The organism is Christiangramia forsetii KT0803, from assembly GCF_000060345.1.
GTDB lineage: Bacteria > Bacteroidota > Bacteroidia > Flavobacteriales > Flavobacteriaceae > Christiangramia > Christiangramia forsetii.
The window spans coordinates 253483-271108 of record NC_008571.1; the positions used below are offsets into that span (position 1 = coordinate 253483).

The window sequence follows — 17626 nt, forward strand, 5'->3', positions numbered from 1 at the left end:
CGAATATAGAAAATATCGTGCCAAATTAAAACTGTTGACCAATGATAAAGTGTGTTTCCCATCCATTTGGACCTGGCTGACCAACAATCTCGTCAAATCCATATCCAAAGTCAATACCTAATAAACCAAATGTTGGCATAAAGATTCTAAGGCCAACCCCGGCAGATCTGTTTAACTGAAACGGATTATAATCTCTAAAATTGTCATAAGTGGCTCCTGCCTCCAGAAAGGAAAGTGCATAAATCGAAGCCGCCGGTTTCAAAGTAATAGGAAAACGTAATTCCAGAGAATACTTGTTATATATAACCGCTCCATCATCTCTTTCATTCACCGGTCTGTCAATTGGAACTACAGATTGGTTTGGATAACCTCTTAATTGAATAGTTTCTCTACCATCTAAACTGTAAGACCCAAGACCATCACCTCCAAGATAAAAACGTTCGAATGGTGGAACTCCTCTTTCATTATTATAAGCACCCAGGAAACCAAATTCAGCATGAGTTCTTAAAACTAAATTACTACTAGGACCGAAACTTGCTAAAGTTTCATACCAGCTACCATCTAATTTAATTTTGTAAAATTCCAACCAGTTATATTTCTTCTGATCAACTTTTTCCTGATCAGCAACAGAATTCTCAGCGGTTACACGAGCTCCCTGCTCGTTAATAAAGTTACCATTTTCATCTCTTAACTGGTATTCATCTTGATTTTCTAGGTCGCCATAATCAACACCATTCCAAAGAGAGTATGGAGGAGTTAGTTTTGCGGTAAATGCAAACTTAGAACCGCCGGTAGGGAAAATTGGATTTACCCTGGTGTTATCTCTAGTGATCCCTAATTGGTAATAAAGGTTATTAGAATGTCCGTTACCAAATGTAAACAAACCAGTATTGTAATTATTTAGATCATATCTCTGGAAACCAACAAGATTAGAGATGGTAGCGTATTGATCTGGTGACTGCAACCTCTTTGCCAGACCTACACTAACTCCAAGAATATCGAAACTTCTTGTTTTGTCTGCTTCACGTTCTATATAATCATATAAAAACTGTCTTGTATAGCTAAAAGAAGTAGAAAGGCTAACAGGTCTTTTTCCACCTAACCAGGGTTCTCTAAATGAAAGGCTATAAGTTTGATAAAAGGTACTTGCCTGAGCCCTTAAAGATAAGGTTTGTCCATCTCCCATCGGGATAGGCTTATAAGCATCTTTGTCAAAAAGGCCCTGGATAGAGAAGTTGTTAAAAGATAGTCCTAAGGTTCCAATGAATCCACCACCACCGTAACCACCTTGTAGTTCAATCTGGCTGGCTCCGGACTCTACTACCTGATACTCCAGGCTTAAAGTTCCTTCTCTAGGATCTGGATCTACAAATTCAGGATTTAGTTGTTCGGCATCAAAGAATCCAAGCGCACCTAATTCACGTACAGTAGCTACTACAGCTTCCTGACTGTATTTTTGGCCTGGTTTAGTTCTCATCTCACGATAGATAATGTGATCTTTCGTTTTGTCATTACCCGTTACTCTTATTTCATCAAAATAAGCTTCTTTACCTTCCACGATTCTTACTTCAAAATCTATAGTGTCATTGTAAACGTTGGTTTCAACAAGATCTATATTTGAAAACAGGTAACCGTTGTTCTGGTATAAGTTAGCAACAGATGTTTTGTTTGGTTCTCTTCCCTGTATTCTTTCATCAATAAGAACACCGTTGTAAATATCTCCTTTTTTAAGCCCGAGTACCCTGCCCAGCTGATCGTCAGTATAAGCAACATTTCCTAAAAAGCCGATATCTCCAATATAATATTGACTTCCTTCTTCAAGGTCTAATTCTAAAGCGATATTCTTGTCATCTAATTTTATAAGAGTATCTGAAATGATCCTTGCATCCCGGTAACCTTCTTCTTTATATTTATCAATTATTGCAATCTTGTCTTGCTGATAATCAGCTCGAACGAATTTAGAACGCTTCCAGAATCTGAAAAAATTCTTTTGCTTCGTATTTTTCATGTTGCGTTTTAACTTCGCATCAGAAAGTTTTTCGTTGCCAGTAAATTCAAGATCCGAAATCTTTACACGATCACCCTGGGCAATATCCACGACCATATTCACTTTGTTGGAGTTGGTGGTGTCAACTACTTCAGATGTTCTAATGTCTACTTTTGTGTTGAAGTATCCCTCTTTTTTATATTTATTCTGAATATAGTTCTGAGTAGTGGTAATAAGGTTTTCGGTTACTTTCACTCCGGGTTTCAGATCGCTCTCGTCGATAAGATCTTCTCTTTCGCTTTTTTTCTTAATCCCGCTAAACCTAACCTGGTTTAATACTGGGACTTCTTTAATTTCAAGTTCCAGATCGGCAACATTCCCATCTACATTGGTGATATAGAAATTGATGTCACTAAAAAGATCAAGTTTCCAGAGCTTATTAATTACGTCCCGTAATTTTTCACCTGGGATAAATAGTTCTTCTCCTTCTTTTAAACCTGTGTATGCTATTACTGTTTTTTCATTGTATGTAGTAGTACCGGTAACCTTTATATCGCCAATGGTATATTTTTTAGAATCTCCAAGGGGTAGGTCCTGTGCTTTAGCAGTTATACTGAATATGAAAAAAAATGCAATAAGTGTAAATATCTTTTTCGTCATGAATGCACTAACTGAGTTGCTCACTTGTTTTTCCAAATCTTCGTTCTCTATTTTGATAATTGTATATGGCTTCAAAAAGATTTTCCCTTCTGTAATCTGGCCATAAGATTTTCGTAAAATATAATTCGGCATAAGCAATCTGCCATAAAAGGAAGTTGCTTATACGTTGTTCACCACTGGTGCGAATCAAAAGATCCACATCTGGTAAATTTCGGGTGTAAAGATGCTCATTTATAACCGATTCATCAATAGCATCCTCAGATAATTCTTCACTTTTAACCTTCGTTGCAATTTGCTTGATGCAGTTTGTGATTTCTTCACGACTACCATAGCTTAACGCGAGGGTTAAAGTCATTTGAGTATTGGTAGATGTTTTCTCAATTACATCTAATAATTCCTGCCTGGCTTTCTTCGGAAGGCTTGAAATATTACCAATACAATTCAGCTTTATGTTGTTGTCTTTTAAGGTTTTGATCTCTTTCTTCAGAGAGGAAACCAGAAGTTTCATTAAAGTATCAACCTCAAGCTTAGGCCTGTTCCAATTTTCAGTAGAAAAAGCGTAAAGCGTAAGGTTTTTAACGCCAATTTCTGCGCATCCTTCAACAACATCCCTTACAGCTTTTGTGCCTTCTTTGTGGCCAGAAGCCCTAAGGAAACCTTTTTGTTTAGCCCAACGTCCATTTCCATCCATAATAATGGCGATGTGTTTGGGTAATTTATCAAGGTTTAAATTGTCTTTATAGTTCATTTAAAAGCAATAACATGGCTTACGCCCAAATGTAAAAGTGAATGTTATACCAGAAAATACATACCAGTCATTTGTATTTCTATTTCCAAATTCAATCGTTGGTGCTCGTCTTCCAAGATATTCTTCCGGCCAACTGCCATCTAAATTATCTGAAAAAGTATATCTGGCACCTATTTCAAAAGCACCTATAATTCGTTCTGTAATAGCTTCTTTATACCCCATGACCATTGGAATTGCAAACTCCCAATTTGTACCTTCGTTTACTAAGTTTCCGGCCCTGCCATTTTTTAACCATACGTGATCTGTTCTAAAATAAGTGATCCCTGTGTACAAATACGGGGTACTTTGCGGTAACGGATTGGTGAGATCGAAATCAAAGAAATTGAATTCTAACCCTAACGAAGCTTCGGCAATAGTATTGTTAAAAGAATAACCACGCTGTTGTCTTCTGGTGTCTTTAGAATCTTCATCATCAGCAGAAATTTCCGCATATAATAATGTTAATCTCAAAGCATGTCTGGGACTTCTATTCCATTTGGCTATAAACCCTCCAACCGGTGTATTTGGCAGGATATAATTGGTTTTACCAACATCTCCAATAAAATTTGCACCGCCGGCGAAAGCTCCAACCTCAAACTGTTGTGAGTATGAATTAATTGAAAAAAACGCCATTAATACAAATGCAATAAGGTACCTCATAGGTTTTCAAAAGTTTGCAAATATAACAATTCTGTTTGCTCTGCAATAATTTGAGCAGATTTGTACATACGTATAAACAGTTTTTAGAAAGTTTTATTGCTTAATTACGCTTGTCTTCCCCCCATAGAAGTTTTTTTCGGAGGGTATTTAAAAAACTATCTCCCTGTAATTCTACGAAATTTATAGTGTAGGGTGCTTTTTTGATGATAATCTCAGTGTCATTTTGTAGGGTAGCGATTCTGGAATCCATAGAAACTAAATGTTCTTTTCCTCTACCTGAAACTTTTAGTTTTATCGTAGTATGATCTTTTATTACCAGCGGCCGGGCATTTAAATTGTGTGGTGCAATAGGGGTGATAACCAGGGAATCGGCATCTGGAGTAATAACAGGACCGCCGCAGCTCAGAGAATAACCTGTTGAACCCGTGGGTGTTGAAATTATTAATCCATCTGCCCAATAAGAGGTAAGATACTGGTCATCTAACCAGGTATCTACGGTGATCATGGAAGTTGTGTTTTTTCTGCTTACAGCAATCTCATTTAATGCTATATGTGAAAAAACCGGATCATAACTCCTGGGATTGGTTTGCATGGTTAAAACAGACCTTGGTGAAAGACTGAATTTTTTTTCAAGTAATTCTTCCAGGGTGCTTTCTATCTGTTCTTTTTGAATGGTTGCAAGAAAACCAAGTCTCCCGGTATTAATTCCGACAATAGGAATATCAAGGTTTCTTATATAGTTAATAGATTTTAAGATGGTACCATCTCCACCTATACAGAAGAACAGGTCAAATGAATTATCCAGTTCTTCAAAAGCACTAAAATGCTTATAATCTTTTTCTATTTTATTGTTACTGTGAATAAGTTTAAGAAAGTCTTCTTCGATGAGGACCTCAATATTTCTCTGGTCTAACAATTCAAGAAGCTGACCTATATATTGAGCTGCATTGGCGTGATAAAACTGACCGTAAATGCCTATTTTCATAAATTATATATTCAGGTATTTATCCAGATATTTTGAGCGATCTTTCAGGTTTTTGTTGAAAGTGTCTTCCTGGTGTTCAGAAATAATAATGTATCCATATCTTCTAAATGCCTGGATAATTTCATTCATTCCGGATGGAGTAATTTTTAGGGTGATCTCTGCCATTTCATTGTCCATTTTAGAAACGAAGGCACCTAAAAGATGAGCATTGTTTGATTCTACTATTTGACTAATTTCTCCGAAAGTATAATCCTGAAATGCTTTTTCAAGAACCAGGATATTTCCAGGTTCGTGAAGAAAAGGTGTTTCCTTAAATAGGGAGATCATCTCATTTAATTCAACATATCCCATGTATAAATTATCGTCATCAAGCACCGGGAGAATATTTGAGTTATTCTGAGCAAAAGCTTCCAGGCTGTCCAGCCAGTAATTGCCTTCTCTTACGTAAAAACCTTCAATAGAATACCGATAGTCTTCTAAAGTTTTGTCATTCTCGAAGCATCTTACATCATTTTCTGAAATGCACCCAATATAAACACCTTCGCTCTCTACAGGAAGATGAGTATAGGTTAATTGGTTGAAGAGTTTCTGAACCTCCCCGATCTTTTCAGAAAGATTAATTATCTCTACATCATTTAATATGTATTCCTTCAGGCTCATTTTATCTATATGCTTTTATGCAAATTAATCAAAATAAAATTCATTGAAGCAGACTGCACTTTGTATTTTTGTTAATAAAAGGAAGTAATAATGACTAAATTAAGTGTAAATATAAATAAGATCGCCACTTTAAGAAATGCACGTGGTGGTGACGTACCAAATGTTCTTGAAGCTGCAAAAAATATAGAGTCGTTTGGTGCTGAAGGGATTACCGTTCATCCAAGGCCGGATGAAAGACATATTCGGTATGCAGATGCTCGTGAGCTCAAACCGGTACTTAATACTGAATTTAATATAGAGGGGAAACCAATTCAACAATTTATAGATCTTGTCTTAGAAGTGAAACCTGCTCAGGTAACTTTGGTACCCGATGCTGAAAATGCAATCACGTCAGACTCTGGATGGGATACTGTTAAGCACAGGGATTATCTAAAAGAGGTTATTGCTGAGTTTAAGGCTAACGGCATAAGAACTTCAATATTTGTAGATCCGGTTAAAAAGATGATTGAGGGAGCTGCTGAAACAGGGTCTGATAGAATAGAATTATATACAGAATCCTTTGCAGTAGATTTTGAAAAAGGAAATTCCAATGCCGTAAAACCATATGCTGAATGTGCTAAAATAGCTCATGAGCTTGGTTTAGGAATAAATGCGGGCCATGACCTTTCTCTAAAGAATATAAATTATTTTAAAGAAAATGTACCGTATCTGGATGAGGTTTCCATTGGGCATGCTCTAATTTCTGAAGCGCTGTATCTTGGTCTTGAAAAAACAATTCAGCAATATTTAAAATTATTGAAATAGATGAAATTGCATTCATTAATACTTGGTGAAGGAGAGCCTTTGCTAATCCTTCATGGATTTTTGGGGATGAGCGATAACTGGAAAACTTTAGGGAAGAAATTCGCTGATGACGGTTTTCAGGTACATTTAATAGATCAGAGAAATCATGGAAAAAGTCCGCATAGTGATGAGTTTTCTTATGAATTAATGGCGAATGATGTGGTAGAGTATTGCCAGAGTCATGATTTGAAAAATATCATTTTGATGGGGCATTCTATGGGAGGTAAAACTGCCATGTTATTGGCTTGTGAGAATGAAAATTTGGTAAAAAAACTGGTTGTGGTAGATATTGCTCCTAAATATTACGCTCCGCATCATCAACAAATATTAAAAGGGCTTACGGCGCTTCATGAGGCAAGTCTTAATTCCAGGGGAGATGCTGAAGAATTTCTTGAAGATTATATTCCTGAAACTGGGGTAAGGTTATTTCTTTTAAAAAATCTTTACTGGAAAACAAAAGAAAAGCTTTCGTTAAGGATAAATCTTGATTCTTTAAAAGCAAATATAGAACAGGTTGGTAGGGCACTCCCGCAAGAAGCTGTTTATAATGGCCCTGTCTTATTTATTAATGGAGAACGTTCAGATTATATTACGAAAGAGGAAGAACCATTGATCAAAAAACATTTTCCGGAAGCAAAAATTGAAACCATCGCAAAATCGGGACATTGGGTGCATGCTGAAAATATGAAGGATTTTTATAAGGCGGTTATCCGATTTGTTTAAAATCTTTCTAAATTTATTATGTATGCATAATAAATTCGGGTAATATGTTGCATAATATCTATTTTATGCTATTTTTGACACTATATTTTTAAGACATGTTAAATAAAATCATACTCAAATTATGAAAAAATTATTTTTACTTGGCCTGTTTCTTTTGGCTGGCGCAACAACGTATGCCGGTGGTTACAGGGTGAGTTTACAAGGTCAACGAGGACTGGCGATGGGACACACAGGTGTTGCTGTAGTGAACAATGCAGAATTGGCCTTTTTTAACCCGGCCGGATTGGTGTTTCTTGAAAACAAAATTAATGCTGCTGTTGGTGTAAGTGCTGTATTCTCTGATGTAGTATACCAGAACGAAGAATTTGGGCAGATGGCAAGAACAGACAGCCCGGTAGGAACTCCTTTCTATGCTTACTTTTCTTATAAATTAAGTGATAAGTTTAGTGTTGGTCTTGCGGCCTATACTCCTTATGGTAGTTCTGTTGAATGGGAAAAGGATTGGGCTGGTTCTCACCTTATTAATGATATTTCACTTTCTGCTATTTATGTGCAGGCGTTAGGTTCTTATAAAATAACAGATAACCTTTCTGTAGGAGGTGGGCCTATCTATGTGAGCGGTTCAGTTAATTTCAACAGAAACCTTACTAGAACACTTTCTAATCTAGAGGGAGACCGTTCTAATGTCACTATAGATGCTTCCGGTGTTAGTGCCTGGGGATGGTCTGCCGGTGCAATGTGGAGCCCGATTGATAGTTTGAATATTGGTGTAAATTACCGTTCAGAGATCCTTGTAGAAGCTGAATCTGGTGAGGCAGATTTTGAGAATATTCCAAATTCGCCATTATCACCTTTTAGTGATACTCAGTTTGATGCAACTTTACCTCTTCCAGCTGAATTGACAGTTGGTGCATCTTACCAGTTAAATGATAAGTGGTTATTCGCTTTTGATTACAACCGTACTTTTTGGGGCGTATATGAATCTCTGGATGTAGATTTTGCAAATCCTAATATTCCAGATTCTGTAAATCCAAGAGAATACGAAGATGCTTCGATTTATAGATTTGGAGCACAATATACAGCTAACGATATGTTTACATTAAGAGCTGGTTATTACTTTGATGAGTCTCCTGTTCAATCAGGATATTTTGCTCCTGAAACTCCAAGGAACGATTCCAATAATTTCACAGGAGGACTGTCAGTTAATATAACCAATAGTGTAGCGATTGATGCCTCTTTCCTTTATAGTCGTTTTAAAGAGATTGATGAATCTTACGATTTCTATACAGAAGGTACACCACCAAACCAGGTTGCAGTGCCATTTGAAGGAACGTATAAGTCCAGTGCTTTTGTACCAGGTTTAGGTGTAACTATAAAAATATAATTTTACGATGAAAAACTATTTTAAATATATGGCTATTCTGGCTTTAGGAATTGTTTCCTGTGAGCCGGAATTAGAGAATGCTATTGAAGATGGAGAAGTTTATTCTAATGGGGAAGCAGATTTTTCTAATTACGTAGCTGTTGGTAATTCGCTAACTGCAGGGTATGCAGATGGAGCGCTTTATATTACAGGTCAAAAAAATTCATTTCCTAATATCTTAGCTGAAAAGTTTGCAGCTACTCAGTCAACAAATGGTTTTACTCAGCCGCTGGTAGATGATAATACAGGAGGGCTTTTGCTTGGTGGAAATCAGATAGCTGAAAATAGATTTGTACTTGCTGTAGGGGCCAATGGTCCGTCTCCAGCCAGATATACTGGTGCTGCACCAACTACAGATATTACAAATAAACTTTCAGGTTCTTTTAATAATATGGGTGTACCGGGAGCTAAATCTTTTCATCTTTTAGCACCGGGTTACGGAAATGTGGCAGGTGTTCCAAGTGGTTTGGCAAATCCTTACTTTGCACGATTCGCCAGCGAAGCTAATGCCACTATTTTAAATGATGCGTTAGCGCAGAATCCATCATTTTTTACTTTATGGATTGGTAATAATGACGTGCTTAGTTACGCCTCTTCTGGAGGTACAGGTGAATTTCAATTAGGAAATGCAGATTTCACTTCTTATGGACCAAATGATATTACAGATCCTGCAGCATTTTCAATGGTATATGGGCAGATAGCTGGAGCTTTAGCTCAAAATGCAGATGGGGTGCTTTTAACTATTCCAGATGTAACTTTAGCACCGTTTTTTACGACCGTACCTAATAATGCCCTAGCGCTTGATGCCGCAACAGCTGCTCAGTTAACAAGTTATTTTCAGGCTGTAGCTGGAGTTTTTGCTGGCGGATTAATGGCACAGGGAGTGCCTGCAGAACAGGCTCAGGCTTTAGCTTCTCAATACGCTATTCAGTTTAATGAAGGTGCAAACAGATTTCTAATCGATGTTCCTGAATCTCAAACAAACCCATTAGGTTTCCGCCAAATGACTCAAGAAGAATTATTGATTCTTACCATAGACCAGGGAGCTCTAGCTAGTGGATATGGTTCAGTTCAATTAACTCCGGCAGTAGGGGAAATTCTTGCAATCTTACAGGCAGGGGGAGCGCCTACTCCGGCACAAGCTCAAACCTTGTTTGACGCTGTTAGCGGAATTGATGATAAAGATGCTTTAGATTCTGAAGAACTACAATACATTGGCCAGGCAACTAATTTGTTCAATGATGCTATTGAAGCAAATGCTCAATCTTTAGGATTAGGATTAGTAGATATAAACAGTGTACTAAGTCAATTAGATGGTCAGGGTATTTCTTTTGATGGTGGGGTGATCACTTCAGACTTTGTTACTGGTGGTGCATTTTCTCTAGATGGGGTTCATCTTACACCTCGAGGATATGCTGTAGTGGCTAATGAGATTATCGCAGAAATCAACGAAACTTATGGAGCGAATGTTCCTAAAGCTAATGTTGGCTCTTATGGAACTGTAACATTAAGTCAAGACGTACAGTAATATTAAAATTGATATAAAATTTAAAAAGGTCGGGAATTTCCCGACCTTTTTTTTGCATTTTTACTTACTAATCAATATTTGAAACTATGAATTTTATACTTAGACTGTTGTTAACAGCAGTTGCTGTGGTAATCTTAGCCAAACTCCTGCCGGGAGTAAGCGTAGATGGTTATTTAACCGCTGTTATAGTGGCAATTGTCCTGGCTCTTTTAAATTTTATTGTAAAGCCAATTCTGGTTTTGTTTACATTACCTGTGACAATTCTAACTTTAGGATTATTTCTGCTTATAATTAATGCTATCATCATTTTTCTAGCCGATGGTTTTGTAGATGGATTTGCTGTTGATGGCTGGTTTATCGCTATAATTTTTAGTTTGTTGCTGTCTTTGGTACAATCTTTACTTTTCTCAATTCTAAAATCAGATTAGATTTAACTGAATTTCAACATTTTGAAACTTTGTAAACTTTAAGAAAAAACGTAATTTTGCACTCCAATTTTTATAACAGATCAAAATGAATATTACCAGAGAGAATATTGATGAGTTAAATGCGGTAGTTAAAGTTGATATCGCTAAAGAAGATTATGCCGGTAAAGTAGAGAAGATTTTAAAGGATTACCGTAAGAATGCCAATATTCCCGGTTTTAGAAAAGGTCATGTACCTATGGGGATGGTTAAGAAACAATACGGGCAGGCTGTATTGGTAGATGAAGTGAATAAATTGCTTCAGGAAAGTCTTAATAAATACCTTACTGAAGAAAAACTTGACGTTCTGGGAAATCCACTTCCTAAGGAGCAGGAAAGTTTTGATTGGGAGAAAGATGATTATAGTTTTGAGTTTGAATTAGGAATTGCTCCGGAATTTGATGTAAACCTGGATCTTAAGAAGCCGGTTACTAAATATAATATCGTTGCCGATGAGAAAATGGTAAACGATCAAATTGAAAGTATTCAAAAACAATACGGAAAGCTTAAGACCAAAGATGAGGTTGCAGAAGGCGATACCGTAGCGGGAACTTTCAAAAATGAGGAAGAAGGTATAGAGAATGATACTACCATTGAACTGGAGAATATCAAGGGAAAACGCAACCTTAATAAGTTTGTAGGTGCTAAAGTAGGTGATGTTATTACTTTAAAAACGAAGAGTTTGTTTGAAGATGATCACGCTCTTGTGAATCACTTAAGCATTGAGCATGATAAATCTCATGATCTTGATATTGAAGTAGATTTTACTATTTCTGAAATCAATGAAAGAGAACTTGCAGATCTGGATCAGGAATTATTCGATAAACTTTTTGGAGAAGGTAAAGTAACCTCGGTAACCGAATTGAAAGAAAAGATCAAGGAAGATGCAGCGAAGCAATTCGAGCAACAAAGTGATCAGCAGTTAATGAATGACATTACTGAAGCGCTTATTGAAGCTATAGATTTTGAATTGCCTAAAGACTTTCTTCAGAAATGGATTCAGACTGTAGGTGAAAAACCATTGACAGAAGAAGAGGCTAAAGAAGAATACGAAAAGAGCGAAAAAGGATTACGTTATCAGTTAATCGAAGGAAAGGTTGTAAATGATAATAACCTGAATGTAGACTTTAATGATCTCAAAGCTTTTGCTTCAGAAAAGATCAAGCAGCAAATGGCTCAATTTGGCCAGATGGATCCTTCTCAAAAAGAATTAGATGATATCGCTGCAAGAATCCTTTCAAATCAGGACGAGGTGAAAAGACTTTCTGAGCAATTAATGAATGAAAAGCTTCTTGGGTTTTACAAGGAGAATATGAAATTTGATGAAAAGGAGCTCACTTATGAAGAATTTGTGAAAGCTATTTATAAGTAAGCCTTTTTACGATATATTAATTATCTTTAAGGCGTTAACTCAACCGGGGTAACGCCTTTTTTGGTTTTATCCGGTAAATTGTTTAAGATTAGAAAAACAAAAAAATTGATGGACTACGGAAAGGAATTTCAAAAATATGCTGTCTCAGATCATAATATAAACAGCAATTATTACGATAAAGTAGTGAGTAGTATGTTGCCACAGGGCATGACTCCAAATATTATTGAAGAACGCCAGATGAATGCCGTGGCTATGGACGTTTTTTCAAGGTTGATGATGGACAGGATTATTTTTCTTGGTACCGGCATCAATGAGCAGGTAGCTAATATTGTACAGGCACAGTTGTTATTTTTAGAAAGTACAGATGCCTCTAAAGATATTCAGATTTATATTAATTCTCCGGGAGGGAGTGTATATGCTGGTTTAGGTATTTATGATACCATGCAGTTCATAAAGCCGGATGTAGCTACTATTTGTACAGGTATGGCAGCTTCCATGGGGGCAGTACTACTTTGTGCGGGAGAAGATGGTAAGCGAAGCGGACTTCCGCATTCTCGTGTTATGATACACCAGCCAATGGGCGGAGCTCAGGGACAGGCTAGTGATATTGAGATTACTGCAAGAGAAATTGTTACTCTAAAAGAGGAGTTGTATAAAATCATTGCCAAACATTCAGGGCAGACTTATGAAAAAGTTCATGAGGATAGTGATCGTGATTACTGGATGAAAGCTGAAAAGGCTAAGGAATATGGTATGATAGACGAAATTTTAAAAAGAGAAGGATAAATTGTACATTACTAAAAACGAAGTAATTACTAGAAAATTTAAATAATGGCGAAAGAAGATCTAGAATGTTCCTTTTGTGGTAGAAAAAAGCCAGAAACCAATCTGCTTATTGCTGGTTTAGATGCTCATATTTGTGATCGATGTATAGAACAGGCTCATGGAATTGTAGTGGAAGAATCCAAGCAGGGTGATGCTAAGGAGCTTTCTTCAGACCTTATGTTGAGCAAGCCAAAAACTATTAAGTCGTTTTTGGATGAGTACATAATTGGTCAGGAGCAAACCAAGAAAGTAATGTCGGTTGCTGTTTATAATCACTATAAAAGATTATTACAGCCGGAAAATGAGGATGATGTAGAAATTCAGAAAAGTAATATTGTAATGGTAGGGGAGACCGGAACCGGTAAAACCTTAATGGCTCGCACAATTGCAAAAATGCTGAATGTGCCATTAGCAATAGTAGATGCTACTGTTTTAACTGAAGCTGGTTATGTAGGAGAAGATGTGGAAGGAATTTTAACCAGACTTCTTCAGGCTGCAGATTATAATACTGAAAAGGCAGAACGTGGAATTGTATTTATTGATGAGATAGATAAGATTGCCCGTAAGAGTGATAATCCATCTATTACCCGAGATGTTTCTGGGGAAGGTGTACAACAGGCTTTACTGAAATTACTTGAAGGAACGAGTGTAAATGTTCCACCCAAAGGAGGGCGTAAGCATCCAGATCAGAAGTTTATTGAGGTAAATACTGAAAATATTCTCTTTATTGCTGGTGGAGCTTTTGACGGAATTGAAAGAATTATCAGTAAGCGATTAAATATGCAAGCAGTAGGATTCAGCGCTTCTAAAAGCGAAGATTCTATAGAACGCACCAATCTTTTAAAATATATCATTCCGAAAGATCTTAAAGAATTTGGATTGATTCCTGAAATTATTGGGCGTTTACCTGCACTTACGCATATGAATCCGTTGGATAAGGAAACACTTCGTGCGATCTTAACCGAGCCTAAAAATGCTATTATCAAGCAGTATAAAAAGCTGTTTGAGATGGATGATATCAAATTTGATATTACCGATGATGCTTTGGATTATATTGTAAATAAAGCAGTAGAATATAAACTTGGAGCTCGTGGACTTCGTTCTCTATGTGAAGCGATTTTGACAGATGCCATGTTTGAGCTTCCTGAAAGTAACGAGGATAGCTTTACAGTTACCAGGGAATATGCAGATGATAAGCTTAATAAATCTACCATGAGCAAACTAAAAGCTGTTTCTTAAAAGCTTTAAGCAATAATTCTAAATAGTAAATTATAAAAAATGTCCTCAAAAATTTGAGGACATTTTTTATATAGTATAAGGTAGCCTTCGACTCCGCTCAGGCTGACATCGTTCAAAAGTAAATTAAGAAATAATTCAAATTTAATTCGGAAACCAGGATTTTATTTCAATTTTGCTCATTGCTCATTGCTCATTGCTCATTGCTCACTGCTCATTGCTCACTGAATTTACCAGCTTCCTCCAGCGCCACCACCGCCAAAGCCACCGCCGCCGAAACCGCCGCCAAAGCCTCCACCGCCACCGAATCCACCTCCGGAACTTCCGCCTCCAAAGCTTCCACGCCCTAGAGAACTAAGAATAATCGCGTCCCATAAAACACTTCTTCCGGTTCTTCTGCCTCCATTCTTGCCGCCACCTCGTTTATTAAAAAAGGAAACAAGAATTGCAAACAGGATGAAAAATATAACGATGGTTTTTAAAGAAATACCACCACCAGTGCCCTGGTTGGAACGAGCACCTTGAAAAGTTCCATTTAGGACCTGAAAAATTGCCGTAGTTCCATTGTTCAATCCGGCATATATATCACCGCTCTTGAATTCAGGTAGGATGATAAGCTCGATAATTTCCTTGGTTTTAGCATCGGTAAGGTATGCTTCAAGTCCGTATCCTGTGGTTATCCATATCTTTCGTTCATCTTCTGCTACAAGAATAAGTAGTCCGTTATCCTTTTCGCTTTGACCAATACCCCATTCATGAGCCCAATGAGCCGCATAGGTTCCTTCATATTCCCCCTGGAGGGATTGTATGGTGACTACCACAATCTGGGTTGAGGTAGTGTCAGCATAATTGATTAATTTTTGCTCCAGTCTGCTTTCGTCTGAAGAAGAAAGCATATCTGCTTCATCATAGACACTGGTTTGTTCAGTAGGTTTCGGCGGAATGTCGCGCTGTGCTAAAACAGTGAATCCCGCTAGAAATATGAATAAAAATAAAAATCGTTTGATAAGCCTATCCTTTTGAAATTTGATCAGATAATTCGTTGGTATCATCTTCGTCCCACGGGAAATGTTTCTGCAATTGTTCTCCCGCCTTAAGAACTCCTTCTACCAGACCATCTTTAAAATGATCTTTTTTAAAATGAGAAACTATAAGTTCTTTAGTGCTTTCCCAGAAATCATTTGCCACTACATCGTTGATTCCCTTATCTCCATAGATCACAAAATTTCGATCTTCTACGGCTACGTAAATCAAGACTCCGTTAGCTTCTTTGGTGTTGTCCATTTTCAAGGCATGAAAAACTTCCATTGCCCGTTCAAAAATATCCAGTTTACCTGTGCTTGGTTCTAAATGCACACGAATTTCACCACTGGTAGTTCTCTCTGCCTGTCTTATTGTGTCAACGATCTCTTCTTCCTCCCGTTTGCTTAGGAAGGCTTCGCTTGCTTTACTCATAATTTTTAAAAATCGAATTCTACATCTGGTGCATCTTCAGCTCCTGCATCGGCTTCAAATCCTTCCATATCATCAAAGCCAAATAATGCAGCAGTGATGTTGCTTGGGAATTTTCTTCTTGTTTTCTCGTAGTTTGCAACAGCTTCGTTGTACCGGTCCCTGGTTACATTAATACGGTTTTCAGTACCTTCCAGCTGAGATTGTAATTGCAGGAAGTTTTGATTCGCTTTTAATTCCGGATATCTTTCTACCGTTACCAATAATCTGGATAATGCCGAGGTTACACCTTGTTGCGCTTCTTGATATTGTTGAATTTGTGCTGCGTTGAGGTTGCTGGCATCTACATTTACCGAAGTTGCCTTAGCACGAGCTTCTATAACGTCGGTTAAAGTTCCTCTTTCAAAATCTGCGGCTCCTTCAACAGTTTTTACAAGGTTGCCTATAAGGTCATTTCTTCTTTGATAAGAGTTCTCTACATTATTCCAGGCCTTTTCTGCATCCTCTTGCTTGTCAACTAAAGAATTGTAGGGAGATGCAATTAGAATTACTAAAACAACAATAATTCCTATGGGGATTAACCATTTTTTCATTTTATAATTGATTTTTAAGGTTGATTAATTCTGCTTTTACGCTTTCTAACTTTCTAATGATTTCAAAGTTACTCAGCGTTTTATGTTTTTCTTCTTTTAAATGGGTTTTAGCACCTTCAAGGGTAAAGCCCCGCTCTTTTACTAAATGATAAATGAGTTCAAGATTCTTAATATCTTCTGGTGTAAACTTTCTGTTTCCCTTGGCATTCTTCTTTGGTTTGATAACATCAAATTCCTTTTCCCAAAACCTAATCAGGGAGGTGTTTACTTTAAATGCTTCGGCTACTTCGCCAATGCCATAATAACGCTTTTCAGGAAGATCTATGTGCATTAATCAAGTGATTGATTTTCACGTTGGGCTCTCTCAAGTACTTCACCAAACTCTTCAGGAGAAAGATTTCCATAATAGAAATTTATTGGATTGATTCTGTCGTCATCTTTAAAGATTTCGTAATGAAGGTGAGGAGCTTCAGAACGCCCCGTACTTCCTACAAACCCAATAACGTCACCCCTTTTTACTTTTTGCCCTCTGCGAACGTTGTATTTATATAAATGTCCGTATAGGCTTGTATAACCATAACCATGATCTATTCTTATGTGATTACCATAACCTGTAGACCTGCTGTCGGCTCGTACAATTTTCCCGTTTCCGGTGGCATATACCGGCGTTCCTCTTGGTGCGGTGAAATCCATTCCGTAATGGAATTTTCTAACTTTCGTAAAAGGATCAGTTCGCCATCCATAACCCGAAGCAATTCTGCTCAGGTCTTCATTATTTACCGGCTGAATTGCGGGAATGGCTTCCAGTAACTCTCCTTTTTCTTTGGCAAGGCCTGCGATTTCATCCAGGGACTTTGATTGAACCACCAGTCTTTTAGTAAGAACATCCATTCTTTTGGTAGTTTCTTCAATAAGCTTGCTATTATCAAAACCTTCAAGGTTCTTATATCTGTTTACACCTCCAAAACCCGCTCTTCTTTGTTCTTCAGGAATTGGATTCGCTTCAAAATACAGGCGGTAGATATTATTGTCTCTGTCTTCAATATTGGCCATGACGTCCTGGATTTGATCCATTTTTTTATTAAGAAGACCATATTGTAGTTGCATGTTATGCAGTTCTCGTTTTAAAGCTTTTTCTTTTGGAGTTTCTATCTGCGGGATGTTCAAATAGATAATTAATAGTATAAAACCGGCTAAAAATGAACCGGTAATACTAAGCAGGACAATACCTAGACGTTTGCCCTTCTTTTGCTCGATCTTTTGGTAAGAAAGGGTCTCGCTATCGTAATAATATTTAACCTTCGACATGAGTTAAATTTATGCTATTTTTGCGTCCAGAAACGGCTCAAATACCGTGCTATTTAATACGGTTAACGAACAAATATATGAATTGTTTTGCCGTCTTCATAATTTAATGAATTTTGCAAG

At 37.2% G+C, this 17626-nt stretch carries 18 protein-coding genes; 8 read left to right on the plus strand and 10 right to left on the minus strand.

Going from position 1 to position 17626, the window contains the following annotated elements:
- Nucleotides 1-25 precede the first annotated feature (25 nt).
- The 5 genes from bamA to GFO_RS01045 form a co-directional block, all read right to left on the minus strand.
- A complete protein-coding gene (gene bamA / locus GFO_RS01025; protein ID WP_049792058.1) occupies nucleotides 26-2647 on the minus strand; it encodes an outer membrane protein assembly factor BamA in 2622 nt (873 codons plus the stop codon).
- A gap of 7 nt (nucleotides 2648-2654) precedes the next feature.
- Entirely contained in the window at nucleotides 2655-3395 is a 741-nt protein-coding gene (locus GFO_RS01030) for an isoprenyl transferase (protein ID WP_011708139.1), read from the minus strand.
- A complete protein-coding gene (gene porG / locus GFO_RS01035; RefSeq protein WP_011708140.1) occupies nucleotides 3396-4094 on the minus strand; it encodes a type IX secretion system protein PorG in 699 nt (232 codons plus the stop codon).
- Nucleotides 4095-4194: 100 nt separating this feature from the next.
- On the minus strand, nucleotides 4195-5079 hold the full coding sequence (locus GFO_RS01040; protein ID WP_011708141.1) for an NAD kinase: 885 nt from the start codon (nucleotides 5077-5079) through the stop codon (nucleotides 4195-4197).
- A gap of 3 nt (nucleotides 5080-5082) precedes the next feature.
- On the minus strand, nucleotides 5083-5739 hold the full coding sequence (locus GFO_RS01045) for a CBS domain-containing protein (RefSeq protein WP_011708142.1): 657 nt from the start codon (nucleotides 5737-5739) through the stop codon (nucleotides 5083-5085).
- 90 nt (nucleotides 5740-5829) lie between these two features.
- Between GFO_RS01045 and GFO_RS01050 the strand changes: the two genes are divergently transcribed.
- From GFO_RS01050 to clpX, 8 genes are all read left to right on the plus strand, one after another.
- Nucleotides 5830-6543, plus strand: a complete 714-nt coding sequence (locus tag GFO_RS01050) for a pyridoxine 5'-phosphate synthase (RefSeq protein ID WP_011708143.1) — start codon at nucleotides 5830-5832, stop codon at nucleotides 6541-6543.
- A complete protein-coding gene (locus GFO_RS01055; protein WP_011708144.1) occupies nucleotides 6544-7305 on the plus strand; it encodes an alpha/beta fold hydrolase in 762 nt (253 codons plus the stop codon).
- Between the two features lie 121 nt (nucleotides 7306-7426).
- Nucleotides 7427-8689, plus strand: coding sequence for an OmpP1/FadL family transporter (locus GFO_RS01060; protein ID WP_011708145.1), 1263 nt, complete (start codon nucleotides 7427-7429; stop codon nucleotides 8687-8689).
- A gap of 7 nt (nucleotides 8690-8696) precedes the next feature.
- Nucleotides 8697-10256: an SGNH/GDSL hydrolase family protein gene (locus tag GFO_RS01065; RefSeq protein ID WP_011708146.1), complete on the plus strand. Its 1560-nt coding sequence runs from the start codon at nucleotides 8697-8699 to the stop codon at nucleotides 10254-10256.
- Nucleotides 10257-10342: 86 nt separating this feature from the next.
- On the plus strand, nucleotides 10343-10684 hold the full coding sequence (locus tag GFO_RS01070; RefSeq protein ID WP_011708147.1) for a phage holin family protein: 342 nt from the start codon (nucleotides 10343-10345) through the stop codon (nucleotides 10682-10684).
- A gap of 85 nt (nucleotides 10685-10769) precedes the next feature.
- Nucleotides 10770-12092 (plus strand): trigger factor, encoded by a 1323-nt coding sequence (gene tig, locus GFO_RS01075; protein WP_011708148.1) that lies wholly within the window; start codon nucleotides 10770-10772, stop codon nucleotides 12090-12092.
- 108 nt (nucleotides 12093-12200) lie between these two features.
- Nucleotides 12201-12878, plus strand: coding sequence for an ATP-dependent Clp endopeptidase proteolytic subunit ClpP (gene clpP / locus GFO_RS01080; RefSeq protein WP_011708149.1), 678 nt, complete (start codon nucleotides 12201-12203; stop codon nucleotides 12876-12878).
- 45 nt (nucleotides 12879-12923) lie between these two features.
- Nucleotides 12924-14156, plus strand: a complete 1233-nt coding sequence (gene clpX / locus GFO_RS01085) for an ATP-dependent Clp protease ATP-binding subunit ClpX (protein WP_011708150.1) — start codon at nucleotides 12924-12926, stop codon at nucleotides 14154-14156.
- Nucleotides 14157-14383: 227 nt separating this feature from the next.
- Here clpX and GFO_RS01090 read toward each other — a convergent pair whose 3' ends face one another.
- Genes GFO_RS01090 through GFO_RS01110 form a run of 5 tightly spaced genes read right to left on the minus strand, consistent with a single transcriptional unit; the run spans nucleotide 14384 to nucleotide 17506 of the window.
- Nucleotides 14384-15205, minus strand: a complete 822-nt coding sequence (locus tag GFO_RS01090) for a TPM domain-containing protein (protein WP_011708151.1) — start codon at nucleotides 15203-15205, stop codon at nucleotides 14384-14386.
- A complete protein-coding gene (locus GFO_RS01095; protein WP_011708152.1) occupies nucleotides 15165-15608 on the minus strand; it encodes a TPM domain-containing protein in 444 nt (147 codons plus the stop codon). The genes GFO_RS01090 and GFO_RS01095 overlap by 41 nt, the downstream gene beginning before the upstream one ends.
- Before the next feature lie 5 nt (nucleotides 15609-15613).
- Complete coding sequence (locus GFO_RS01100) at nucleotides 15614-16198, minus strand: LemA family protein (protein ID WP_011708153.1); 585 nt, start codon at nucleotides 16196-16198, stop codon at nucleotides 15614-15616.
- Between the two features lies 1 nt (nucleotide 16199).
- Nucleotides 16200-16529 carry a MerR family transcriptional regulator gene (locus GFO_RS01105; RefSeq protein ID WP_011708154.1) on the minus strand — a complete coding sequence of 110 codons (330 nt, stop codon included), beginning with the start codon at nucleotides 16527-16529 and terminating at the stop codon, nucleotides 16200-16202.
- Entirely contained in the window at nucleotides 16529-17506 is a 978-nt protein-coding gene (locus tag GFO_RS01110) for a M23 family metallopeptidase (protein ID WP_011708155.1), read from the minus strand. The genes GFO_RS01105 and GFO_RS01110 overlap by 1 nt, the downstream gene beginning before the upstream one ends.
- Nucleotides 17507-17626 lie beyond the last annotated feature (120 nt).

Coding starts and splice junctions, on each gene's coding strand:
- GFO_RS01045 (WP_011708142.1), bottom strand. CDS start 5,739: ATGAGCCTGAAGGAATACATATTAAATGATGTAGAGATAATTAATCTT.
- porG (WP_011708140.1), bottom strand. CDS start 4,094: ATGAGGTACCTTATTGCATTTGTATTAATGGCGTTTTTTTCAATTAAT.
- GFO_RS01040 (WP_011708141.1), bottom strand. CDS start 5,079: ATGAAAATAGGCATTTACGGTCAGTTTTATCACGCCAATGCAGCTCAA.
- clpX (WP_011708150.1), top strand. CDS start 12,924: ATGGCGAAAGAAGATCTAGAATGTTCCTTTTGTGGTAGAAAAAAGCCA.
- GFO_RS01095 (WP_011708152.1), bottom strand. CDS start 15,608: ATGAGTAAAGCAAGCGAAGCCTTCCTAAGCAAACGGGAGGAAGAAGAG.
- GFO_RS01050 (WP_011708143.1), top strand. CDS start 5,830: ATGACTAAATTAAGTGTAAATATAAATAAGATCGCCACTTTAAGAAAT.
- GFO_RS01055 (WP_011708144.1), top strand. CDS start 6,544: ATGAAATTGCATTCATTAATACTTGGTGAAGGAGAGCCTTTGCTAATC.
- GFO_RS01110 (WP_011708155.1), bottom strand. CDS start 17,506: ATGTCGAAGGTTAAATATTATTACGATAGCGAGACCCTTTCTTACCAA.
- clpP (WP_011708149.1), top strand. CDS start 12,201: ATGGACTACGGAAAGGAATTTCAAAAATATGCTGTCTCAGATCATAAT.
- GFO_RS01090 (WP_011708151.1), bottom strand. CDS start 15,205: ATGATACCAACGAATTATCTGATCAAATTTCAAAAGGATAGGCTTATC.
- tig (WP_011708148.1), top strand. CDS start 10,770: ATGAATATTACCAGAGAGAATATTGATGAGTTAAATGCGGTAGTTAAA.
- GFO_RS01030 (WP_011708139.1), bottom strand. CDS start 3,395: ATGAACTATAAAGACAATTTAAACCTTGATAAATTACCCAAACACATC.
- GFO_RS01060 (WP_011708145.1), top strand. CDS start 7,427: ATGAAAAAATTATTTTTACTTGGCCTGTTTCTTTTGGCTGGCGCAACA.
- GFO_RS01065 (WP_011708146.1), top strand. CDS start 8,697: ATGAAAAACTATTTTAAATATATGGCTATTCTGGCTTTAGGAATTGTT.
- GFO_RS01105 (WP_011708154.1), bottom strand. CDS start 16,529: ATGCACATAGATCTTCCTGAAAAGCGTTATTATGGCATTGGCGAAGTA.
- GFO_RS01070 (WP_011708147.1), top strand. CDS start 10,343: ATGAATTTTATACTTAGACTGTTGTTAACAGCAGTTGCTGTGGTAATC.
- GFO_RS01100 (WP_011708153.1), bottom strand. CDS start 16,198: ATGAAAAAATGGTTAATCCCCATAGGAATTATTGTTGTTTTAGTAATT.
- bamA (WP_049792058.1), bottom strand. CDS start 2,647: ATGACGAAAAAGATATTTACACTTATTGCATTTTTTTTCATATTCAGT.